We start from the raw sequence: 25297 nt of genomic DNA, 5'->3' as shown, positions 1-25297 counted from the left end.
TGTCTATGAGTTTTTTTAGCCGGTTTTTGAAGAGACAGCAGCCGGAGGAACGGCCGTTGTTCTACGATATCGTATGTCCATACTGCTTTAGCAAATTCTCACCGGAAGAGGTTGTGTTCCGTGCGGCTCACCATCGTGACGATGACGAGGATTATGCACTCGGAGAAGATGCCAAGCTTAACCGATATCGTGAACGCTTTGGGCTGGATACGGTATTTGATATGGAAGCTGTGCTGTCACCTTATGATGTACCGGAGGAGCACCGGATCTATTCGGATAACATTGTCATGGGCCTGAATGATCGTTACGGTGTGATGACACGCCGCCGTCTGTGCCCGCATTGTCATAATGAGTTGCCTGTAACAGCGGGTAAGGCACCAAGCAATATCATTTCAATTATTGGTGCATCCCAGGTCGGGAAATCCGTGTATATGACTTCCTTAATTCATACGTTGCAGCATTATACTGCGGATCATTTTGATGCCGCTTGTATGCCGCTGAATGCCGAGATCAGCCGCCGTTTCCGTGCGGATTATGAAGAGCCGCTGTTCGAACGAGGCGACTTGCTGGATTCCACGCAGAAGGAAAAGCTGCAGGAGCCATTTATTTTTCAGTTTGTGTTCAAGGACGAGGATAAAGCGCCGCTGACCCTGGTGTTTTTTGACGTGGCAGGTGAAGGTATGGTGGAGCAGGATTATCTGGGCTTGCACGGACAGCATATCAAAAACTCGGCAGGTATTCTGTTCATGGTTGACCCGCTTCAGATTCGTTCGATCCGGGACAAAATCCGCATTAACCTGGGTAACGAACCGGGAGAATGGACGCCGAAGTACGATGAGCCACGCGATGTGGTGCTGACTCTTTTCGGTGACTTTATCGCCTATCAAGACAAGGCCAAAACCAATATTCCAACCGCTGTCGTGCTCACCAAAAGTGACATGCTGCATTCCCTCAAGGACGAGGAGGGCGATTACATCAAATCCAATAGCAATGTGTTCCGCAACATGGTTCACCGCGACTCTTTCGACCTGACCGAGTTTGAGAATATCGACGGGGAGATTCGCCGTTTTATCGAGAAAGTGGATCGTCCGTTTAAAGGTACGATGGATGTGTATTTCAAAGACACCGCTTATTTTGCCGTATCTGCGCTGGGAAGTAATCCGGTAGATATGAAAATTCAGGGTGTAGTTAGTCCCATCCGAGTGGACGAGCCTTTCCTGTGGCTGCTATACAAACTCAAGTACATTGAGGGGAGAGTGGGATGATGCGTTCTACTAACACTCCGCCCATTGAACAGCAGATGTACACGAGAGAGCGGCGCGGGGTATTCCGGACGACGGAGGGATTCGATACGGTGGCTGCATCACCGGGGCTGGACCCTTCTTTTATCAAAAAAGTACTTCATCCTTACTGTGTCTATGATGCTCCAGCGGAGCTGACAGGCCGAAGTGAGAAGGACGAGAGCAAGTATCCGGCTTCGATGCACCTGTTACATCTGGAGAGCGGCGAGACCATTCTCGGGCAAAATGTGTATCAGGCTGCGGATTTTACCGGCCTGCGCAGCGCGTTTTTCGCTCACAATTATGTTCTATCACCGGCAAGCTCGGAAGAATATATGAAACGTGGCGACTGGCTGGATGCCGTGTTCGCCAACTCATATGATATCGAGCAGGGTACAGAGCTACCTGCACTGACAGCATTGCCTTTAGCGACAGAAGGTGGAGCAGGACTTGGAACTGAACTGCCCGGCGGTAGCTTTGAGGCAAACACGTCACCGAGCCAGATTCTAAGCGCTCTGAAAATGGACGAGACATTGTTCAAGCGTATGCTGTATGCCGTGATGCAATCTGTGGCGGCACGTCGCAAGGTATACATAGCACTGGATGTGCCAGCAGAGGAAGTAACAGCAGGAGCCAAGGCATTGCTTCGTCTGCTGTACAAGGCATTGCCGTATGCATTCCGACGTCAGCTTGGTTTTATGACATTTGCCAAAGAGCCACAGGCCAAGAAAGGTATTCATGTGCAATTTGTGGAGCGTGGCACACTGCGTCCCAAGGATCGAAATACGGAGAAGGATTTTACATTTGATCTCGTCTCTGGGCGTGTCACGCACGCGGATGCTTCAGTTGCGAAGTTACCATATGCAGAATTTGCGTGGTTTTTGATGCAGGATCAGGCAAGGTCGGCCGAGTTTTATGGATTTGCCGATGAGATGTTGGCAGGCATGGAGCCTGGACGTGAACTTTCCATCGAAGCCTATGGGGAGCTATCTGTATTTTACAGCCTTGAACAAGGCGTAGAGGATTTATATCTGAATAACAAACATGAGGTCTTGAGCGGCTTGTTGACATATCTGAAGCCGGAGGGCGGATTACAGCAGCGTTCACGTCTGAACGAACTGTTCCTGACCTTGCTCAGCCGGGAACTGGATAGTGTACGGCGGGAAAATGTACCTGAAGAAGTGGTGGCTTCTCGCATCGGTGAGTATTTTCGGGTCGCTGCACCAGTGGTGAAGGCCCGGATTGTGGATTATTTTATCTACGGTGTAAACAATGCGCGAGCGCAGAAACGATTGCGCGCTGTGCAGGAGCTGTATACCATTTTGGATCGGGATGCTCAGTTGAATCAGGCCTTCTTTGATAAGGTGCTGGGTAATGCTTCATTGACCGAACTGCTGTTTGAGCCATATCTGGACAATCAGCTGAAACGTACCGAAACGGCAGCAGGCGTGATTGAGCTTATACAGCGATGGGTTACGGCTCATCCATCTGCCATCCAATCCGCTTTTTTAGTGGAACGGTCTTGTACCGAGCTACGGGAAAGACTGTGTTCTGCGCCCAATCCGGTGCAATCAGCGAACGAAGCTCTTCAACGGGTTAGCGTTTTGGACTTTATCACCGAGAGTGGTGCGATGGAATCGGAAATTACCGGATATATCGGACAAACAGAGTTTTTTGCCGACTCAGGACAGCGTGCTGAGACTGTGTCCCCTGCTAGCAAACCAACCGCCTCATCTCTTCGCGGCCAACAGGCTGCATATCAGGAGGCTTTAACCAAGCTGGCTGACAAGCTTGCTTATGTCATCAACCTGTTTATGATCCAGGATCTTGATCTGGACCGGGTGAATCGGGAGCAACTGTTGCAGATCGATATTTTGCAGCATGAGCAAGAGGTTCGGGATTGGTCGGTACGTCAAGGCTCGGATGTCGTTGCAAGAACCAATATGATGCTGGCAGCCAGAGCTTGGCTTAGCGGTGACGGTAATGCGGAAGAAGGAATGGAATCTCTCTCCCTTGCTGAGCGGGACGAGCTTCAGCGCTGGACTCGTCGCTGGCTCGCGGCAGAGCTACGGAATCAGCCCGGAACACCAGCGTATGAGGCATTGTCGCTTGCGTTTTATCGTGGGGGTAGCGGGAGTAATCGGCTAGATTATTCGGGTCTGATCGAGTTTGCACGCAGTCATATGGGGCACCCCGAAGAGATCTATACTTTTTTTGAATGGTCTGGTGCGCAGCGCATGTTTGTTCGCGGTTCTAACGCACATAAAGGATATGCAGATGCCATCATCCTGTATTTCAAAACGCATGATCGGGAAGCGTTCCGATCCAAGTCTGCTTTTAAGCCGTACTATGCCAAAGCAGGAAAAGCGCTGAAGCCGGTCTATGATCGGGCCAAAGCGGAACTTGCCTCTCCGTTCATGCGCATGTTAACAGGACGGAAGAAAACACGGTGGCTGGGATTGTTGCTGTTGTTCCTGATTCTCGGTGCTGCAGGTGGTACGTATGCTCTGATGAACAATTCATCTGAACCTGAGGTACAGCCACCGATAGATCGGGAACCTGTAGTTGCCACGAATCCAGAAGAGAAGCCAGCAGACTACATTGCTTATATTGTTGCAGAGAACAAGCAGGAAGGGTCTAAATCACCAGCCCAATTAGTCATCCGCTTTCGGAGCGAGACAGGCGGAATTCCTTTTGAAAAGGGGAACCTTCAGCTACGTATGGATGACGGAAACACAAGGGATATCGATGTTACAGACCAGTGGGAAAGCCTGAATCGTGGTGAAGGCTCTGATACAGAAAATACAGGTCAAGGTTCAGCTGATTCAACGAGTGATGCGGATAAGGATGCTCAATCCGAAGTTGACAACGCGTCAGCCGGCACAACAAATGAATCACCGGAGCAAAGCCAAAATAAAACAGGTGATAATTCAACCGATGAAGCTTCACCAGAGGGCCAGAATAAAACGGATACTAAGGCACCGTTAACCTTGGCAGAAGCAGATCGCTTGTACCCCTATGGCATGCAGATTAAGTTGCCAGACGATATCAACCCCGATCAAGTTGTGAGCATCCAGCAAGATGCAGAAGGTTCGGGGATCACGATTAACCTGATGCAGAAGCCAAGCTGAATTTGTATTAGGCACCATGCGAATTGGAACTGGCAAGGAACTATAAAGTGAGATTTGGGGGATGATTCTGAAACGGAGGTTTCAGAATCATTTTTTTTGTGTAACAATTGTCTTTTCTAGATGAAGTGTGCTGATGAGTTGTTTTTGTTCACGAATTAGACATATATCGATTGATTCAAATTAAGGTAATTAGGCCAGTGGTGAAAAATCGCACGGAATGACTGAGAAATACTCTCATATAATAAGTGTCATAGTAGCCATTGAGATGCTGATTTCGAGCAAAAAATGCCTTATAACATCAAAAAAATTGGGATTTTTGGTTGACAAGTGATAATGATTATCAGTATCTTTAGTGTAGCAGATTAAACAGTTTCTTTTAGAAGGTTAAAGCGTCGGAAAATTCAGAGTATTGAATCAGAATATAATTTCAATTTCGTTGTCGTTATGATAGCCGGAATACATACCGGGATTAATGAGAGAGGGATGATCGCATGTTTCGTCTGGAGACGTCCAAGCTGGATATCGCTTATGAGGAAAGACTGATTGTTGAGGATCTGAACATTCAGATTCCCCAAGGGAAAATTACCGCACTTGTGGGGGCCAACGGTTCGGGGAAATCAACGATTCTGAAGACAATGGCACGTATTATGTCTCCGAAGGCAGGTAGCGTGTTACTCGACGGCAAGTCCATCCATAAGCAGTCTACGCGTGAAGTTGCCAAGCAACTTGCGATTCTGCCTCAGAATCCTACAGCACCGGAAGGGCTGACCGTTACAGAATTGGTTTCCTATGGTCGTTTCCCTTATCAAAAAGGATTCGGTTCCATGCGTGCAGAAGACAAACGCATGATTGAGTGGGCGATCGAAGTGACTGGCATGACGGAATTCCATGACCGTCCGATCGATCAGTTGTCCGGCGGACAACGTCAACGTGCCTGGATCGCTATGGCACTTGCACAGGAAACAGATATTCTGTTCCTGGACGAGCCGACAACCTTCCTCGATATGGCTCACCAGCTTGAAGTATTGCAGTTGCTGGAGCATCTAAATGCCACTGCTAATCGTACCATTGTGATGGTCGTCCATGACCTGAATCATGCATCTCGGTATGCACAGCATATGATCGGCATCAAGCAAGGTAAAGCCATTGCAGAAGGTTCCCCAGTTGAAGTGATGACCTCAGACGTGCTGCGTGAAGTATTTAACATTGAAGCCGACATCGTTATGGACCCGCGCTCCAATGTACCGCTCTGCTTGCCATATGCGCTCGCTGGCGAACGTCCAAAACCAGTTGCTCCTGAAACCAAGGTAGTGAACAGTGCGATGGTTCATGCGGCAGGTCGCGCCGAACATCGTGTGCAAGCAACAGGCAGTTAAAATAAACGAGCTGGATCGGATGTGCGATCCTGAATTATAGAAATGAAGCCGCTGTGCGCTGTTAGCACGCGGCTCATTCGCATTCACAGGAGGTTTCATTAATGAGCGCAATCAATTACACCTGGCTTGAACAATATGCACGTATCTCGAGGAATGCCATTTTGAACTCTGTCTACGCTGCACCTCTGGCTTCGTTAAGGGACGCAGAGCAGGCAAGAGATATGCTAACAACATATAACGAACATTTGCGTGCAGATAGCTTGCAAACCGCAGCGGTGTATTTCATGCATTCCGTTCGTGGTTTGCTCTTGGGTATACATTACCTAAACGCGATGTGTGACAAGGTGCTGGATATTTCTCTGGATAATATTCGATTACAACTCACCCTGCAGGACGGATATCCCGCATTTCATTTTCAACTGCTAGATGACGCTGAAAAGGCTCATCCAGCACCCCCCGTCAACGACGAGCACCACTCAGCGGTAGCTTCTACATCTACACGTCAGGCGATGCTTACAGCTTATTACGGAGAACAGCTTCGGCCTTTAATTGAAGGAGTGGCACTGGCTGGCGGGGCGAATACAGGTCAGATGTGGGCACAGCTTGCGTCGATCCTGAGATGGTTCAAAACGCTGGCTGTTCAGATGGAGATTACAGATCAGGAGCGAGAAGCTGTTATTCAGGGGTATGAGCATGTCATAACGATGCCACCGGAAGTTCTGGGATTACGTAAAAATCTGTTGAAATTCAAGCCGGTAGAGATAGACAGCCCGTATCAACCGGGGGAGAAGATCTTAATGAAGTCAACATGCTGCCTGTATTATAAGGTGGACGGGGGTCAAGATTATTGTTACACGTGTCCCAAACTGAGCAAAGCTGAGCGGCAAACTCGATATGAGGCGATTGTAGCTTCCCGGTAAATTTGAAGTTCACACTTGAACACGTTTATAATTGGGATATTACGATCTCATAGGAGGAATTAGCAATGTCCGTATATTCGTACAAGGCGGTAACCACCGCAAATCAGGAAGTGCCGCTGGATATGTATCAAGGCAAGGTGCTCGTTATTGCAAACACAGCGAGTAAATGTGGATTGACCCCGCAATACGGTGAATTGCAGAAGCTCTATGACCGTTATCGTGATCAAGGCCTCGTCGTACTCGGATTTCCTTGTAACCAATTCGGTGGGCAGGAGCCGGGAACAAGCGAAGAAGCTGAATCTTTTTGCCAGATTAACTACGGCGTTAATTTCCCGGTCTTTGCAAAAGTAGATGTGAACGGAGAAGAGGCTCATCCCCTCTTTCAATATTTGAAAGAACAACAGCCCGGATCAGGTGAAACCAGCGATATTCAATGGAACTTTACCAAGTTCCTTGTAAACCGCGAAGGTGAAGTTGTTGGCCGCGTTGAACCGAAAGAATCACCAGAGTCCATGAGTGCAACGATTGAGCAATTGCTCGGTTAATGTGCTACATCTGCTGTAAGGTAAACGTATGATGACGAGAAGCCTGTCCTGCTATTTCGCAGGGACAGGCTTCTTTTATTTGTCTAAAGTGTTGTATCTACACAGAATACTCTACTCAAAATTATTATGATTTGGGAAGTGGCTTGCTAAGCTTGTAATACCCTTGTTCGGAGGCAAGCTTCAGCAGATTACGAGCATAACTTCCAGCCCATGAATAGCCATGTCTGCGCTCCTCGCTGATGTCCAGAATGTTCATATATTTTTTACCGTCCCGATCTGCGTAAAAAGGAATATCTTCATCGACGTTATAGAAACGGTACCAAATGACACTGCCAGCATCGGGCTCGAAATAAACGGGGCCTTGCCGATTGTATTTGGTGCCATCTTCACGAACAGTATCAAACCATTTCAATGCGCTTTTAGCAGCATGTTCGATTTCAGGTGTCTGAGGTAGAGACATAAGGAAAGCGGTAATGGCAACTGACTCTGATCCCGATTTGGAAGCCAGCTCATAGGCTCGGCCAGGTAACGGTTCATAGGTCACAGGATCATGCTGTGCACCCCAGACAGTAGGTACTCCCTTATTTATAATCTGGGCTTTCAGGGTATAAGCAATACCTTTATCTAATGCAAGCTTTAGTTTACTGCGTTCCTGGCTCGTCAGAATATCATTATCAAACCCGTGTTTGCGCTGGGTGATATCATCTAGTAGAATCATCGTTTGCACCATCGCATTGTCATTGTACGTTACGGCATCCGAATAATTACTGCGTTTAGGATAGACCTGAGGCCAGCCACCCGAAGGGTACTGTGACACGAGAATAAAATCAACGGCTTTGCGGACACTGTCTTTAAAGATCGGATTACCGGTTTTGACATACATTTCAGTCAGGAAGCGGATTTCCGATGTTGTAGCATCATTATCGAAGGTTCCAAGCTCAACACCGCTCGGGTCTTTCCAGCCAGAACGTTCCGTTACACCATTCCAAGGGGTAGCATATTGTTTCTCCATGTCTTTGTAAAAGCCGCCGTGCGGCATCTGCCAGGATACGATATTCAGTGCATAAGCCGTATCTTTGGCGAGATCCCCAGTCGCGAAGTTGCTTATATCCCTGAATTTCTGCAACAAAGAGGACACATCTACAAGGGTAGAACTGGATTTCTGGCTCGGCAACACTTCGGTTTTAATTGTCACTGGGGCGGAGGAAGCATTAACATCGGCAGCAGCGGCATGTGGATTGACTAATGCGGCAGTGATCATGGCCATAGAAAGTGCAACGGGTATGATGCGTAATGGGGCTAACAATTTAGGTTTACTCAAGTGAACGCCTCCTTAAGCTATTATTTTCCCGAACTAATATGGAACATATATATCATATAATCCAATAAAAGGATTCTATATATTGTAAGCGCTTACTAATAAAGAAATCAACCTTTAATTTTAAATGGCATCCATTTTTGCATTCTGTTCATTCATCCTGCCCATTGTGTTGGATAGAAGATAGCTGGCACTGCGCTAAAACGGAATTTGAATGATTTGGAGGGCATAAGCAATAGGCAATTCGGGGAAAATGTAAGTAGTGAAAATAAGATGGGGTCAGTACTTATAACGTATAAAATCTATGGCGAACTTAAGACAAAAGTAGAACTGTCGCATGTTTTATGAGGAAATTGAATTTATTTTTGCAAAACCTATTGCAATGTGAAAAAGATCACATTATAATGAGTGTATAAAGTGAAATAAATCACAAGTGATCTACTGAATTAATAGTGAATTATTTCACAACCTTAACCATGTTTATTAAACTCATTATTTTATATACTCCAAGGAGGAACTCTCATGAAAATCGCAGTCATCGGATGTACACACGCAGGAACAGCAGCCATCGTAAATACAGCCAAATTATACCCGGATGCCACCATTACCGTATATGAACGCAATGATAATATCTCTTTCCTGTCATGCGGTATTGCGCTCTACGTAGGTGGAGTGGTCAAAGACCCTGACGGCCTGTTCTACTCTTCGCCGAATCAATTGGCAGATCTCGGGGTAGTGACCAAGATGCTTCACGAAGTTACAGCAGTGGATGCCAAAGGCCACACCTTGCGGGCTAAAAATCTGCAAACCGGGGAAGAATTTGAAGATACATTTGACAAACTGATCGTGACTACAGGTTCATGGCCTGTTGTACCGAAGCTGGAAGGCATCGAGATGGATAACATCCTGCTTTGCAAAAACTACAATCACTCCAACACTATTATCGAAAAAGCCAAAGATGCGAAACGTGTTACTGTAGTTGGCGCAGGTTACATCGGTGTGGAACTGGTTGAGGCATTCCAGATGAACGGTAAAGAAGTGACGCTGATCGACAGCGTGGATCGTATTTTGAACAAATACCTTGATCCTGAATTTACAGATGGAATTGAAGATACGCTCACGAATAAAGGCATTAAACTGGCTCTCGGTCAAACCGTACAGAAATTTACGGGCGAGAACGGCAAGGTAACCAAAGTCATCACATCCAAAGGGGAGTTTGAGACTGACTTGGTCATTCTTTGCATCGGATTCCGTCCAAATACGGAGCTGCTTAAAGGCCAAGTGGATATGTTGCCAAACGGTGCAATTATCGTCGATAAATATATGCAAACTAGTCAGGAAGATGTCTTTGCTGCAGGTGACAGCTGTGCGATCCACTACAATCCGACCGGCAAAGCGGCTTACATTCCACTAGCAACAAACGCCGTGCGGATGGGTACACTCGTAGCGAGAAACCTGGTTCGTCCAACGACACCTTATATGGGAACACAGGGCACATCGGGCATCAAAATTTATGAGCAAAATATTGCAGGAACAGGAATGACCGAGATGTCTGCTAAAGAAGAGGGGCTTGTTGTCGAATCGGTTGTTCTGGAAGACAGCTACCGTCCTGAGTTCATGCCAACGGCTGAGAAACTGTTGCTTAAAGTGGTTTACGAACAAGCGACTCGCCGGATTGTCGGTGCACAGGTAATGTCACAAGTGGATCTGACGCAGTCGATCAATACGATCTCGGTTTGTATTCAGAACAACATGACGGTGGATGAGCTGGCGTTTATCGACTTCTTCTTCCAACCGCACTACAACAAACCTTGGAACTTCCTGAACACAGCAGGTCTGCAAGCCCTGCCTCCGGTAGAGGTTAAAGCGCCAGCGCTGGTGTAAGTCGGTGAGGTGAGTCATGAATGTAGGCGGCTAGCAACGATATTAAAATTGGGTACATCATAAAATAAAGACAGAAGGAAGGCTGGCGATCGTATCGTCAGTCTTCTTTTTTTGTCGTCTAAGTAGCAAATTGAATCATCTTCTTAGATTACTTTGTGATTATTTGCACAAAGTTTTCGGCAAGGTCGAGATACAATAAAACCATAGATGAATTCAATGATCTGCGAACGGATAGAAGACAAAGGAGAGGATGACATATGGCGACCAAAACACCTCTGGAGGTTGCACAGTATACTTCGCAGGCTGGTGTTAAGAAAGCACAGAATCCGGTTTCTTCTGTGCTGATTCTTGGTTTCCTGGCGGGAGCCTTTATTGCGCTTGGGTTTCTGCTCGATATTCGCGTAATTGCATCTGCACCAGCGGAGTGGGGGAGCATTGCAACGTTTATCGGAGCGGCGGTGTTCCCGGTAGGTCTGATTCTGGTTTTGATTGGTGGTGGAGAACTGTTAACGGGCAATATGATGGCTGTACCGCTCGCTGCAATCACACGTAAAATCTCTCCAGCCAGCATGTTGAAGAACCTGCTACTTGTGACCGTGGGTAATTTGCTCGGTGCATTGTTTGTGGCCTTTTTCTTTGGTCATGTGCTTGGGCTCACTGCAGAGGGTGTATACCTGAGCAAAGTTGTCGATATGGCAGGACACAAATTGCATGACAGCTTCCTGCAGGCTTTTATCTCAGGCATAGGCTGTAACTGGCTGGTAGCGCTGGCTGTCTGGCTGTCTTATGCATCCGATACGATGAGCGGTAAAATTCTGGGCATTTGGTTTCCAACGATGGCGTTTGTGGCTATCGGCTTTCAGCACGTTGTGGCCAACATGTTTCTGATTCCAGCAGCGATCTTTGAAGGGCACTATTCCTGGGGCCAGTACGTCATGAATTTTATTCCGGTTTGGCTAGGTAATTTAACGGGTGGAGCGTTGTTCGTAGCGGCTGCGTATTGGATGGTATATCTGCGTAAAACAGAGCCAGCGGTCAAGCCGGAGACGGTTGTTCCTGCTATGGTTTCTTCAGTGGAAGCAGAAGGCAGAGCGATGTGGAGTAAACAGGCGTAATTTATGGGAGAGTCGACACTTAGGAGCATTGTAGCATCATATTTGTAAGAATACGGAATAACGAAGTGAGATGATGCATTTCATCGCTTCACGACAGGGTTGATCGTGGGGAGATGGGAGGGGGTCATCTTTTTTTTGCCCAAAATTAAATTCGCCATGACAAGGTTCGGGGGAACGAAACCTGAGCATGGCGAATTTCGGGAGTGGTCCATGATATGGCATGAGGAGGAAGTGGGGAAACACCAGCCTAATGCCTTGTTCTTAATTTACCCTTCGATTCAAAGAATGAATCATAGGCAGAAAACTTTTTTCGAAATTAAAATTTTTGAATGGAATGACCAGTTTGCACACATAACATGCTACCCAGCAATGATGAAGATTTGGCCGATTCATTCTGTTCTCTTTACGTTATAACCCTGAACGGGATATGATATAGGGATAGCTATTGAAAGAGGGGGAGCCCAATGATGATTGAACAGGAGAATGGTGTATTTCCAGCGGTATGCCCGCTCGATTGTCCAGACACATGTGGTCTGCTATTACATAAAGAAAACGGTAAAATTACGAAGGTCACCGGTAATCCGGATCATCCGATTACGAAGGGTGCAATCTGTAATAAAGTTCGAAATATGACGGAGCGGGTGTATCATCCGGGGCGTCTTCAATATCCGATGCGACGTGTCGGCGCCAAAGGTGAAGGCAAGTTCGAGCGTATCAGTTGGGACGAAGCGATTCAGGAAATTACAGGAAAGTTCAAAGACTTGTCTGCAACGTATGGACCGGAGAGCATTCTCCCTTATAGTTTTTACGGTAATATGGGTGTGCTTGGTGTCGACGGTATGGATCGGCGTTTCTTCAATGCGCTTGGCGCAAGCGTGCTGGAGCAGACGATATGTAATGCTGCCGGTAACACAGGCTGGAAATATACGATGGGAGCCAACCACGGCACGTTGCCTGAGGATACAGAGCATGCAGATCTGATTGTGGTATGGGGTGGGAACATTGTCAGCACCAATATGCATCAGGTTGTACTAGCGGAGAAGGCTCGCAAGAACGGCGCCAAAATCGTTGTCATCGACGTTCATCGTAACCGGACGGCTCAGTGGGCAGACTGGTTTATTCCGCTCTATCCGGGTACGGACAGTGCGCTGGCACTGGGAATGATGCATGTGCTGTTCGAGCAAGGACTGACGAATGAAGCGTTTATGCAAAAATATACCGTGGGACACGAAGCGCTACGCGAGCATGTGCGTAGTTATACCCCGGAGCGCGTAGCACGTATTACAGGCGTGCCGGAAGAAACGATTGTAGAGCTGGCACAGCTCTACGGAAGAGCGCAGGCCGCTCATATTCACATTGGCAATGGCTTGCAGCATCATGACAATGGTGGCATGAACGTGCGCAGCATCGCCTGCTTGCCTGCAATTACAGGGCAGTGGCTGAAGCGCGGCGGCGGTGCAGTTCGCACGAATAGCTACGCGAGCACCAACGGTGACGCGCTAGAGCGCCCTGAACTAAGGCAACATGCCGAGCCGCGGGTCGTAAACATGAACCGGATTGGCGAAGCATTGCTGGAGGCGGAGCAGCCGATCCGGGCCATGTTCGTTTACTGCAGCAATCCACTGGTGGTGGCACCGGATACGGAACGAGTGGAGCGAGGTTTTGCAAGGGAAGATCTGTTTACGGTTGTTCATGACCTGTTCATGACGGATACGGCAAAATATGCAGATATTGTGCTGCCAGCGACATCATCTTTTGAAGCAACAGACCTATACCTGTCCTACTGGCACCAGTATGTCCAGCTACAAGAGCCGGTGATCGCACCAATCGGCGAGAGTAAAAGCAATGTGGAGCTGTTCTCGTTACTTGGCCAAGCCATGGGTTATGATGCGGACATCTTTGGTGAGAAGCCGGAGCAGATGATTGAGAACGCACTTCAGGGCACGGAGAACCCTTATATGAATGGGATTACACTGGATCGTCTGAAGCAACAGCGGTTTGTGAAGCTGGACATGTCGGCTCATGAATCTTTCCTGGAACATTTGCCTACGCCATCAGGCAAGATTGAATTATACTCCGAGCAGATGCAGCAGAAGGGACTACCGCCATTACCGACATACGCCGCGTTAGTTGAAGGTTTTGATGGAGAGAATCCGGCTGGTCCAGATGAAGCGTATCCACTTATGTTTGTATCTCCGCCGAACCATAATTTCTTGAATTCCAACTTTGGTAATTCAGCTAAACATCAACGTTTGGAGAAGATGCCGCTATTGCAAATTCATCCAGAGGACGCGGCTCGCCGCGAAGTACAGGATGGCGATGCGGTTGTGGTATGGAATGAACGGGGACGTATTGAACTGACCGCCAAAGTTACGGATGCCATGCTTCCGGGAACGGTCATCAGCCAAGGACTGTGGTGGGACGGCGAGGGCAAAAAACAGCGCTCCAATTCCCTGACATCGGGCCGCTTGTCGGATATGGGGAACGGTGCAACCTTTTTCTCGGCCACTGTTGAAGTGAAGCGGCAATGAGTGTGCTTGCAGCCAGATAGTTTTGATGTAATATAGATTCATATTATAATATCTTTAACTTACAGGCTTCCGCCGTGGCGAGTTGTGCCACGTGTGCGGGAGCCTTTTGTGCGGACAATGGTAAGGGTATGTCAGGCTAGAAGATGTAAGGAGTATGGGTAAAATGTTGAGATGGCTGGATAACTATCCAAAAGAAGTGAAAGTGTTTTTGCTGGCAAGCATGGTGAGTGCCACGGGTAGTGCTCTCATGTGGCCGCTGACGACTATGTATGTATTCGACGAGCTGGGGCGCACGATGGCAAACGCAGGTTTTGTTATTTTGATTCAATCTCTGGGTGGTATTTTTGGACAGCTGCTTGGTGGCTCTCTATACCATCGTGTAGGTGTGAAAAAACTAATCATTGGTTCGCTTGCACTAAACGCGGCAGGATTGTTCGCATTGCCTTGGATTAGCGCGTACTGGGTTGTTTTTATCTGTGCAATGGGTTGGATTGGGTTATTCAGTTCATTATCGTTGCCTGCAATTCAAGCGTTTATCGGCTTCCGGTTTGCCGAGCGGCGCGGAGAACTGTTTAACATTATTTATGTGGCGAACAACATCGGTGTGGCGATTGGAACGGCGCTTAGCGGATTTCTCGCTGACTTTTCATATCATCTGAGCTTTGTGTTAAACGGGGTGACCTCAGCAGGATTTGCAGTGTTTTTCTGGTTTTATCTTTCCCGGGCGGAGCCGGAGCAGGGAGAAGTACAGCTGACGAAACGTAAAACCGTACCAGACGGTCCGGGCATCTGGACACTGCTGGGAAACACTCGGCTGTATCTGTTTATGAGTCTTGGTGTGTTGTTCCTTTTGTTTGGCAACTCCATCTGGAATACAGGCGTATCCCCGTATATTATTTCAGAAGGATTGGAGAAAAGAATGTACGGTCTGCTCTGGACACTTAACGGGGTGCTGATCTTTGTGGGGCAACCATTCACCAGTTGGATAAAACGTACGATGGCTCGTACCTCCAGCGCCCAGATGACAGCAAGTGCCTTATTTTATGGGCTCGCCTACATTGTTATGATCACGATGTACAATTATCCGGGCATGGTACTTGCGATGGTGCTCGCTACTTTCGGAGAGATGTTAATCTCACCGGCAACACCGGCATTTATATCGGAGCATGCGGGGAGGGCAGCCCCTTTTTACATTGGTGTCTCGGGCGGAATTGGAGCGGTTGGACGTGTAATCGGGCCGTATGCGATGGGGGTTATGTATGATAAACAGGGTCTAATCCCTGTAGCATGGCTGGCAACCGGGACGGCTTCAATAGCCCTGCTTGGATTTGTATTACATGCTGCGCTGAACCGTAACCGGGAGACTCGGGAATACGGCTTGGACGCATAGGATTCTAAGTGAAACGGACAAAATGAACGTACTGAATCTAAACAACAGAGACGACTGAAATAATATAGATTCTAATGAACTTATCTAAAAATGAGATTGACAAAAAAGTTTATATATGCTATAATTTACATATATAAACTTTCCGTATATACTAAGGTTCTCCTGGCCAGGGGGACCTTATTTTTGTTGATACGGGAGGAACATGATGAGCGAGAAGAAGGAGTCCAGTATAACGTCTCTGATTTCAGCATTTGCCCGAGCCTACCATATGGAGCATGATGAACCACTTATCTTTAATGATTTTGTAAGTCGAAAACTGATCACTTCAGAAGAATTCGCAACAATTATATGAACGTATTGAATATGTTCTTCTTTTCTGCGAAAATCAAATAAAATGGTTGAAATCGCTATCACTAGCGACTATAATGAAAATGTCGAAACGTTTCAATCTGTTGTGTAGAGCAGATTTCTCAATATTTCTTTTTATATGGTTAAGAAGAATTTGATTACGAAGGAACGAATCATGACTACAGTTTTGTTTGTACTACAGCAGAGAGACAAGAAGGTTGAGCATGAATTATTTTTTTGGAAATACCTCGAAACGTTTCGATCCATAATTGAAATGGTTTAGAAGCAACTCAAGATTTATAATAATAGTACAACCATAACATACTTTAGAGGTACCCTGAAACATCATCTCAAAATATTTGCATTACAATGAATAGTAACTATAAAAGAACAGAGCACAGAACGAAATAGTCATGGACGAGTGAAGCAAGAAGGGGCGAACTAGGAATGGCAACGATCAAGGATGTGGCAAAGCTGGCGGGTGTAGCACTCTCTACTGCTTCCTATGCATTGAATGGGGACAGCAAGGTTAGTGCCAAGACCAAAGCCAAAGTGCTCGAGGCAGCACGGGAACTGAATTACCGTAAAAACGGCTTTGCCATGGATCTGAAACGGAGCCGGACCAATACCATCGCGCTAATCTTGACAGACTTGTCGGGACCTTATTACTCCGAGTTGATTCGTAGTGTGCAGGATGTGGCGCTGGCGAACGGGTATGACCTGATTGCGTGCAGCTCGATGGGTGGAGGGGATTCAACGGCCGTACGTTTTTTGCGTGAAAAAAGAGTGGACGGAGCCGTTGTTCTGGCTCATAACATCGATGATGATATCCTGGTTCAGTCTGCCGGGTCGCGATTCCCCATTATTGTCATGGATCGACAGCTATCTGGCGATCATCTTGTTAGCGTACTGGTGGATGGAGAGCAGGGAGGATATCTGGCGACTCGCCGTCTAATTAGAGCGGGGCATGAGAATATTGCTTATATCAGCGGACCGTCCAATTCCTATGATAATGCGCTACGTTACCAGGGGTATCTCCGAGCGATGCGGGAAGCAGGCCTTACCGAAAAATCCAAGTGGCGTTTGAACGGCAATTTTGTGCGCGAGGGCGGTTTCAGCGCGACCAAGATGATGATTATGCAGGGAGAGCTGCCGTCAGCAGTGTTTTACGGGAATGACGAGATGGCTATTGGTGGACTGAAGGCATTTGAAGAGAGTGGTATTTCGGTGCCGGGAGATGTTTCCGTTATTGGATTCGATGATATCCAGCTGTCTGAATATATTCAACCACCGCTGACCACGATTCGTCAGCCGAAGCATGAGGCGGGATCACTGGCCGGGCATCTGCTGTTCCAGATGTTGAATGGAGAGAGTGTTAATCCATCCTATACATTAACGATTGATCTGGTAGAGCGCGGGTCCGTGGGGTCTCCTTAAGGTCGAGAGTAGGAAATAAGGTTACCGAGTTTGCATCATGGTATGTAATATTGGTGGCAACTGGGGCAGTAGATGCAAAAGGCAGAGCAAGTATTCATCACAGCAAGACTTGGCTAAGATGGATACATAACGACGAGAAGTGTGATCTGTAAGTGAACACAATGTGTTACTTGTATTACAGCATGAGGGTTATCGTTGGAACGGGTCGGGAACGACCGGTTCAAAGGGAGCCCTATTCTTTTTCAAAAATATCGAAACGTTTCGATTTTAAGTCGTAAACTAATTTAAGGAGTGATAGAGAGATGGCAACAACCATGAATGAAACGATTCGTCTGGCAGCCGGAGAAGTCACATTTACTTTTTTGAACAGTGGAGATTTGTATCAAGCCACTTCCGGCTCAACCATGCTGAATCAACTACTTAGCAACCCGATTGATGGGTCTTTGAATAATCTATACCTGCGTGTATACGGAGAAAATGGGGAGATTCTTTCCTTCCCTCTCCTCGGCGTGCATTCCGGTAGCCAAGTATCTACGAGCAAATTACATGCAGACCGTCAGCTGATCTGGACAGGCAGTGTGCAACCGAACCCTGCAGGACAGGCGATCCAGTATAAAGTTGTATTTACGCTTGCCCCGCAAGGAATCTGGTTCTGGGATGTGAAGATTACAGGACAACAGCAGCGTGTTGATGTGGTGTATGGACAAGATGTGGGACTTGCTGATCCGGGCGCAGTACGTAGTAATGAAGCCTATCTGTCGCAATATATCGACCATACGGTATTTGAAGATGATGCAAAAGGCTATGTGGTATGTTCACGTCAAAACCAGCCACAGGGCGGCGTGTTCCCTTACATGCAACAAGGCTCTTTGACCAAAGCGGTGGGTTACTCAACAGATGGATTCCAGTTCTTCGGACTATCTTACAAAGAAACCAATCAACCTGAAAGCCTGAGTCGCCCGTCTCTGGCAAACGAAACTTACCAGTATGAGTTCGCTTATACTGCATTGCAATCCGAGTTGTTGGAATTGAACGGTGAGGCACAGGTTGTTTTCTACGGACTGGCGAAGCCTAACCATGCATCGGGTATTACCGCACTGGAGTATGGAGATGAAGTTGCAGCAGCATGGAACGAAGTACAGGCTTTGAACGCAGAACAAGGTGAAGTATTTGAACAGGTGAAACTTTCCTCGTCTCTGGGTGAGCCACTGGCGGCACTGGATCTGACGCAGGAAGAGATTAACCAGCTGTACCCTGACCGTCATCAGGAAGAACGTAGCGGGGATCGGCTGTTGTCCTTCTTTACCGAATCTTACGAGCATATCGTATTGAAAGCCAAAGAACTGCTGGTGGAGCGTCCACACGGACATATTCTGATGAGCGGCGGTAATGTAAAACTTGGTGCACAGGTTATTACAACCACCTCGTATATGTACGGAATGTTTAACTCACAGCTTGTCATTGGTAACACCAATTTTAATAAAATGATCAGTAATGCCCGCAATGCTCTGAACGTGCCAAAAACGGCCGGACAACGCATCTATGTTGAGATCGATGGGCAATATCGTCTGCTGACGATGCCGTCTTTGTTCGAGATTGGGTTTAACTATGCTCGCTGGATATACAAAATGGAGTCCGATACACTCATCGTGACGAATTACACAACGACGCATTCTACGGAAGTACGCATGAATGTGCGTTCTACAAGTGGCAAAGCTTATCGTTACCTGGTGACGAACCAGATTACGATGAACGTGAATGAGTACGAGTATCCACTGCACATGACGCAGGATGGTAGCACATTGATTTTCAAAGCGGATTCGAAGTCTCTGAGTGCAGGAACGTATCCTGAGCTGGAGTACCGCATGACTGTTGAAGGTGCCTCTGTACAAGCCGGGGACGAAACACTTCTTGCCAGCGGTGTTCGCAGTGGTGCTGCTTCACTTGTAACGTTAAGCTTAGAAGAGACTGCGGAATGGACGCTGAAGGTTCAGGGCGTGCTGGAAGGTCAGGCGACTGCGGGTGCTGACACAGCAACTTCTACTCTTTCTTTTGAAGAAGAAGTGCAGGCATACCGTGAGTTCTTTGCAGGTGTCATGAATGGTTTCCGTTTGTCGCGCGGCGAGAGCCAGGATGCGGAAGATCTGTTCAAAGTCAACGCACTTGCTTGGTGGTACACCCACAACATGCTGGTTCACTACTCTGTGCCTCATGGTCTGGAGCAATACGGCGGTGCGGCATGGGGTACGCGTGATGTGTGCCAAGGTCCGGTAGAGTATTTCATGGCCACTCAAAAATATGAGCAGGTTCGCGATATCATCAAAATGGTGTACACTCACCAATACGAAGATGATGGTAACTGGCCGCAATGGTTTATGTTTGACAAGTACTTTGCGATTCAACAGGAAGAGAGCCATGGCGATATCATCGTATGGCCGCTGAAAGTGCTGGCAGATTACCTTACTGCGACACGCGATTATGCCATTCTGGATGAGAAAGTGCCTTATACAGTTAAACACAGCTTTGGCTTCACAGAAGAGACAGCAACCGTACTGGATCACGCGAAAAAAGAGATCGAGTACATCCGTGCACACTTCCTGCACGATACGTTCCTGTCCTCCTATGGAGATGGAGACTGGGATGATACCCTGCAACCAGCTAATGCACAACTCAAGCAATACATGGTGAGTAGCTGGACGGTTGCCTTGACGTATCAGTCCGTGAACGTGTTATCACAGGCGTTGAAGTCCAAAGACGAAGCTTTTGCGCAAGAGCTTGCCGAACTGGCACAGGGCATCCGCGAGGATTTCAACCGTTACATGCTGGGCACAGATGTAATTCCAGGCTTTGTGTACATGGAAGAGGCAGATCGGGCGAAGCTGATGCTGCACCCGACAGACACCGAGACTGGTATCCAATATCGTCTGTTGCCAATGACACGCAGCATGATCGGCGAACTGCTGAACGCAGAACAGGCTGAGTCACACTATGCACTCATTCGTGAACAGTTCCTCTGCCCGGATGGCGTACGTCTGATGAACCGTCCTGCGCAATATGCTGGCGGTGTGAGCACACACTTCAAACGTGCAGAGCAAGCATCCAACTTCGGACGTGAGATCGGTTTGCAATATGTGCATGCCCACATCCGTTACGTGGAAGCGATGGCGAAGCTGGGTAAAACGGATCAAGTGTGGAACGGTCTGGCGATGATCAATCCGGTGGGGATCCGTGAGGTTGTGCCTAATGCAGAGATTCGCCAAGCGAACGCGTACTTCAGTAGTTCGGATGGCAAGTTCAACACCCGTTACGAGGCACAGGAACATTTTGACCAGCTTCGCAAAGGGACGGTAGAAGTGAAAGGCGGATGGAGAATCTACTCCAGCGGCCCTGGAATCTACATGAACCAGTTGATCTCGAATGCACTCGGTATTCGTCAGGAAGGCGGTAATCTGGTCATTGACCCGGTACTGCCAGCTGAGCTGGATGGCATGCAATTCGAATTCGAATATGCAGGCACGCCGGTGACGTTTATCTACCACCTGAATGAGAAAGCTGTCAGCCGTGTAACGGTGAATGGCAAAGACGTGGCTGGTGAGCGTACAGTGAACCGTTATCGTGAAGGCGGGGTATGCATCTCGCTGGATGCGTTCAAAGAAGTAAGCGGCACGGCTGAGCGTACGATTGTTGATATTTATATGTAAACTAGTCATTGCTGTCCTCTCTAGCGAGACCAGCAATAAGAGCCAACCTCCTTTCGGAGAGTTGGCTCTTTCCTATATCATTCGTGTTTCGTTGGAGGTTGTTGTCAGATACCTGCTATTATAGCGGAACCGCAAGTACGGTATGCAATAATTCATTATGACGGACATGTTTGGTCTCGTAGCCCAGGTGAGTCAGACGGCAGTGTAATTCGTCCAGCAATGGGAAATGGCGCTCGTGCAAAGCGCGTTGTTGTTCCTTGTCGCCTGTGACCTTGGCATGTCGTAGGTAAGCGTCACGATGGGCGGAATCCCTAAACATCAGGTCGGTGAGACAGATTCTGCTCGTGCCGCTGGTTTTGAGCACACGCTGGATTTCTTCCAAAGCGAGCTGTTGCTGATCCGGACCCAGATGATGGAAGGCGAAGCTGGATACAACAAAGTCGAAGGATTGATCGGCAAAAGGCAAGGCCAGAAAATTACCAAGCTTCACCTGCATCTGAGGATACTTGAGGCGGCATGTTCGCAGCATTTCCCGTGATTGATCGATCCCGGTCATGACAGCACCCTGACGCAGCATTCTGCCAGCCAGATTGCCTGTCCCAGTGCCAATGTCCAAGCCAGTTTCTCCAGGCTGAGGAGCAATAGACTGCAAGGTCTGTTCTAATGCTTCGTCGTAATTACGGTATAGGTTAAATGGCTTGTCTGCTGTTGTTTGTACGTGGCCTAAGGACGCAGTCGTGGATAGGGTTGAATCTGCTTGTGGAGTGTAATCCTCTGTATCTGTCATAGTTTGAACCCGCTGATCATGGATGGCCGCTTGTTTATCATAATTCCAGCGGTCATGCCAGTTCTGCCTTGCTTCCCGCAGTCTGCGTGCACTGCCAGCCAGATCATGCAGGTGGCTGACATCCAGCGCCCCGTCCTGACGGTTCAGGTCGATCATCCGCTGGGTTGTATCCATCATACGTTTTAACTCCACCCACTGGGCGTACATCACCGCTTGCTGCAACTCCAGATATTCCTCTAACCCCTGCTGGTTACCTTGATCTATCTCGGCGAGCGCGTGAGTAATATCCTGCAAAGACATGCCAATTTCGCGTAGCGCTGCTATTGTCTGCAAACGCCAAATGTCATTTTCCGTATAAGTGCGGTATCCGTTGCTGACCTGCTTGGCAGGCTGAATTAACCCTTTTTCCTCATAAAAACGAATGGCTCTTGCGGAAATCCCCAGCCGGGAAGCGGCTTCTTTGATATTCAACCGGATGTACCTCCTTACCTTATTGAACCGTATCTATAAGTATTACCATGGAATCAGTATAAAGTATGACGTTACGGCAAGGTAAATTGATTTGTCGAAGTCCATGGTTATCTGCTTTTTTCTGCTGGGTCCAGAAATTAGAGGGCATCGGCTATGCTAGCAGGCAAGTTGTAGTGTGCTCTAATCTTTCATGATTTGGTCAAACGAAGGTGGAATTTTAGTCCTCCCGGCGGCTATGCTACAATAGATAACAGAATAAAGAACATGATAAAGATAGCGTAATCAAGCTAGGGAAAAAGATATTTAAATGAAGCGAATCAAAAAATTGAATGAAGATATCGAAAGGTTGAATCAGCATGTTCACCAGTCATACGTATCAAATCCGTGCTTCCGAGATGAAGGATGCAAACCAGCTAATGGAGCTGGATATGCTGGTCTGGAATGCATCCACCTCGCCTGCACCGATGCAATGGAGATCCAGACAGCAGTATTTGCAATATTGTCCTCCTGGCAGTCAGCTCATTGCGGTACAAGAGGATCAGGTATGCGGATACGTGGGCTTCCATCCCCCTACGGGGATGCCAGTGAATCGGCATGTCTATGAAATCCATATTGCTGTTCATCCGGATTTTCGCCGCTCTGGTGTGGCAACAGCTCTAATGAAAGCGATGAAGCAACACGCGCTGGAGCAGGGCATTCGTAAGCTGAGACTGCGTGTATTATCCAGCAACCCGGGAGCGGTTGCCTTCTATGAGCAATGTGGGTTTATAACCGAAGGCAGGCTTGTATCTGAGTTCCGAATCGGTGGCAGGGATGTAGACGACATTTTAATGGCTTATTTTATTGATGCCTAGACGGTTAGACGGATGTGTAGGAGAACAAACTTTGCTTAGGGAGGAATACACAATGGATATGGGACTTCGCGGTAAAAAGCACTCGTGCTGGCCTCCAGTCGAGGCCTGGGCAAAGCGGTTGCGGCACAGCTGGCACTGGAAGGTGCGGATGTGATGTTGGCCAGCCGAAGCGGGGACAAGCTCGCTATCGTCAAAGAAGAGTTGCTTGCACTTGGCGGCGGAGGATGTGTCGAATATGTCGCAACGGATGTAACACGCAAGGAGGACATCGCGGCACTTATTCAGGCTACAGCAGAACAGTTTGGCCAGATCGACATTCTGGTTAACAATTCTGGCGGCCCGCCCTCCGGTACGTTCGAGTCACTGACCGACGAGGACTGGGAGCGTGCGTTTGAGCTAAACATGCTTAGTTATGTGCGGCTGATTCGGGGTGTGCTTCCGTATATGAAGGCAAGCGGAGGACATATCGTCAACATTGCCTCCACATCGGTGAAGCAACCCATTCCGGGTCTGATTCTATCCAATACGTTTCGTACGGGTGTGTTTGGTCTTGCCAAGACGCTCTCTCAGGAGCTTGCACCATACGGTATTCTGATTAATACCGTAGCCCCTGGACGCATCGCAACAGATCGGATTCGTGAGTTGGATACGGCGAGGGCAGAACAGAATGGAGTCAGTGAAGACGAGATTGCCGAGCAGTTCCGTAAAGAGATTCCGCTGGGGCGTTATGGACAGCCGGAGGAATTCGCCAAAGCTGTCGTATTTCTGTTGTCTGGTGCCAACTCCTACATTACCGGAACATCATTAATTGTGGATGGTGGCATGGTGCGCGCGCTCTAAAGGACGATGTACCTGATAAACATTAAAGCCCCTCCTTCACCGCTGCTGACAGCGTGGGAAGGAGGGGCTTGGCATGGAAATCATCCTGTAGGATGCAGAGACAGGTGAGATTCCACGTACGATTTGCTTGCTAACGGTTGGTTATGCAGGATCTTTACTAAGATCAGAAGTGCTCGTACCTGCCTGATCTGTCGTGCCTGCTTTGTCTGTTTTGTCGTTCTCTGGCAAAGGTTTAACTGGGGTGCCAGACTCGTCTTTCAAACGAGAGCCATGGTGATGCTCGGGCTGAACGGATGGGCGTTTGCCATTAACAAGGTCTGTGATGCGCTGGGTTAGATCGGCAACCCGTTCATCATACTGAGCCTGTGTAATTTTCCCGTCTTTCAACTCTTGCTGCAGATCGGCCGTTCTATCGGTTGCAAGCTGCTGAATAAGGGTTTGCACGTTTACCTTCTGGGCAGAGGCAATGGCTGCGAGGGTATCCCCTTTTTTGAGTGATGAAGTTAATTCATTGGTGGTCACTCCGAGTAAAGACGCGAGCTTGTCCAGGTTGCGATCGACTTCAGGGCCAAACCCCCGTCCAGGCAAACCCATTCCAGGCGCAGGATGTTCTGGTTTTTTCGCGCGTAATGCGGATGGTTTTTCGTTTACCAGTTCACTCACGCGTTCCGTAAGAGCGGCCAAACGTTCATTATATTGGGTTTGTGTGATCTTGGAGTCGGTAAGCTGTAGTTGCAGTTCCTTTTTCTCCGTGGCTACCAGTTTATCAATGAGCGTCTGTGTCTCAACCTTTTTTGAGGCAGCAATTTCAGCAAGGGACTTATCTGCTTTAATGGCTTCTTTCAACTCATCTTTGGTGATGCCCAGCACAGAGAGAACTTCTTCAGCATGAGGCCCGAACCAAGGTCCAAGTCCTCGTTCCGCTTCGCCAGGTGGTTTCAATATATGGGACCCCATCGGGGCAGTGCGTTTGTTTTGGAGTGCATCGGATGCTTTCGCCGCAGGGTCTGCATGAACCGCAGTTGTTGCCACCAAGCCCCCGCCAAGTGCAAGTGTTAAAGCTAAAGCGCTGGTTACTTTGACTGCCTTTGATGTTGTGGTTTTCTTCATCCGTGATCATCCTTCTTCCTTGAATAGAGTTTGTGGTTATACAGCCACAACGCTATCTTAGGCACCGAGCATGAAGCAGAGATGAGTTCAACCTTAAGGGGAAGTAAAAAATGGTGTCCTAACCACAAATACCCCTCATCTATGGGACATGTGCCGTCACAGACAAAGGGCAAGCGGATTAGGGTGATGTATGATGATAAGGTATTTCAGTGTAATGAAGTGTATTTTGATTTACGTAGATACTTCAGTTAGTTGTGAT

At 48.0% G+C, this 25297-nt stretch carries 15 protein-coding genes and 2 pseudogenes; 14 read left to right on the top strand and 3 right to left on the bottom strand.

The genetic code is table 11. From position 1 onward, the window contains the following. The first annotated feature begins 5 nt into the window (after window positions 1-5). From ACT89M_RS26110 to ACT89M_RS26090, 5 genes are all read left to right on the top strand, one after another. Window positions 6-1265 (top strand): TRAFAC clade GTPase domain-containing protein, encoded by a 1260-nt coding sequence (locus tag ACT89M_RS26110; protein WP_090924168.1) that lies wholly within the window; start codon window positions 6-8, stop codon window positions 1263-1265. Beyond that, window positions 1262-4411 carry a GAP1-N2 domain-containing protein gene (locus tag ACT89M_RS26105; protein WP_487344891.1) on the top strand — a complete coding sequence of 1050 codons (3150 nt, stop codon included), beginning with the start codon at window positions 1262-1264 and terminating at the stop codon, window positions 4409-4411. The genes ACT89M_RS26110 and ACT89M_RS26105 overlap by 4 nt, the downstream gene beginning before the upstream one ends. A gap of 491 nt (window positions 4412-4902) precedes the next feature. Then, window positions 4903-5787, top strand: coding sequence for an ABC transporter ATP-binding protein (locus ACT89M_RS26100; protein ID WP_090924170.1), 885 nt, complete (start codon window positions 4903-4905; stop codon window positions 5785-5787). A 101-nt stretch (window positions 5788-5888) separates the two neighbouring features. Continuing rightward, entirely contained in the window at window positions 5889-6707 is an 819-nt protein-coding gene (locus ACT89M_RS26095) for an IucA/IucC family C-terminal-domain containing protein (RefSeq protein WP_464678753.1), read from the top strand. 65 nt (window positions 6708-6772) lie between these two features. Continuing rightward, complete coding sequence (locus ACT89M_RS26090; protein WP_090924172.1) at window positions 6773-7252, top strand: glutathione peroxidase; 480 nt, start codon at window positions 6773-6775, stop codon at window positions 7250-7252. Between the two features lie 124 nt (window positions 7253-7376). On the opposite strand, the gene pelA is transcribed toward ACT89M_RS26090, so the two are convergent. After that, window positions 7377-8573 carry a pectate lyase gene (gene pelA, locus ACT89M_RS26085; RefSeq protein ID WP_373323232.1) on the bottom strand — a complete coding sequence of 399 codons (1197 nt, stop codon included), beginning with the start codon at window positions 8571-8573 and terminating at the stop codon, window positions 7377-7379. A gap of 519 nt (window positions 8574-9092) precedes the next feature. Between pelA and ACT89M_RS26080 the strand changes: the two genes are divergently transcribed. From ACT89M_RS26080 to ACT89M_RS26050, 7 genes and pseudogenes are all read left to right on the top strand, one after another. Next, window positions 9093-10454: an FAD-dependent oxidoreductase gene (locus tag ACT89M_RS26080; protein WP_308722695.1), complete on the top strand. Its 1362-nt coding sequence runs from the start codon at window positions 9093-9095 to the stop codon at window positions 10452-10454. Window positions 10455-10711: 257 nt separating this feature from the next. Next, a complete protein-coding gene (locus ACT89M_RS26075; protein WP_308722696.1) occupies window positions 10712-11569 on the top strand; it encodes a formate/nitrite transporter family protein in 858 nt (285 codons plus the stop codon). Window positions 11570-12036: 467 nt separating this feature from the next. Continuing rightward, complete coding sequence (locus tag ACT89M_RS26070; protein WP_487345325.1) at window positions 12037-14100, top strand: molybdopterin-containing oxidoreductase family protein; 2064 nt, start codon at window positions 12037-12039, stop codon at window positions 14098-14100. 166 nt (window positions 14101-14266) lie between these two features. Then, a complete protein-coding gene (locus ACT89M_RS26065; RefSeq protein WP_154892014.1) occupies window positions 14267-15490 on the top strand; it encodes an MFS transporter in 1224 nt (407 codons plus the stop codon). Window positions 15491-15695: 205 nt separating this feature from the next. Next, window positions 15696-15836 (top strand): annotated as a pseudogene (locus ACT89M_RS26060) (class I SAM-dependent methyltransferase); the annotation flags it as partial. A 449-nt stretch (window positions 15837-16285) separates the two neighbouring features. After that, on the top strand, window positions 16286-17275 hold the full coding sequence (locus tag ACT89M_RS26055) for a LacI family DNA-binding transcriptional regulator (protein ID WP_090924177.1): 990 nt from the start codon (window positions 16286-16288) through the stop codon (window positions 17273-17275). Window positions 17276-17577: 302 nt separating this feature from the next. Then, window positions 17578-20976, top strand: a complete 3399-nt coding sequence (locus tag ACT89M_RS26050) for a GH36-type glycosyl hydrolase domain-containing protein (RefSeq protein WP_154891998.1) — start codon at window positions 17578-17580, stop codon at window positions 20974-20976. A 118-nt stretch (window positions 20977-21094) separates the two neighbouring features. Here ACT89M_RS26050 and ACT89M_RS26045 read toward each other — a convergent pair whose 3' ends face one another. Beyond that, window positions 21095-22234, bottom strand: a complete 1140-nt coding sequence (locus ACT89M_RS26045) for a methyltransferase domain-containing protein (protein WP_090924179.1) — start codon at window positions 22232-22234, stop codon at window positions 21095-21097. Window positions 22235-22590: 356 nt separating this feature from the next. Between ACT89M_RS26045 and ACT89M_RS26040 the strand changes: the two genes are divergently transcribed. Both ACT89M_RS26040 and ACT89M_RS26035 read left to right on the top strand, forming a co-directional pair. Then, complete coding sequence (locus tag ACT89M_RS26040; RefSeq protein WP_090924180.1) at window positions 22591-23088, top strand: GNAT family N-acetyltransferase; 498 nt, start codon at window positions 22591-22593, stop codon at window positions 23086-23088. Window positions 23089-23140: 52 nt separating this feature from the next. Continuing rightward, a pseudogene (locus ACT89M_RS26035) lies at window positions 23141-23928 on the top strand (SDR family oxidoreductase). Between the two features lie 141 nt (window positions 23929-24069). Here the strand turns inward: ACT89M_RS26035 and ACT89M_RS26030 are convergent. Then, a complete protein-coding gene (locus ACT89M_RS26030; RefSeq protein WP_154891996.1) occupies window positions 24070-25038 on the bottom strand; it encodes a LysM peptidoglycan-binding domain-containing protein in 969 nt (322 codons plus the stop codon). Window positions 25039-25297: the final 259 nt, after the last annotated feature.

The sequence above is a fragment of the Paenibacillus sp. NN59 genome (genome assembly GCF_057597225.1).
This window is presented reverse-complemented; position numbering and strand designations above follow the sequence as displayed.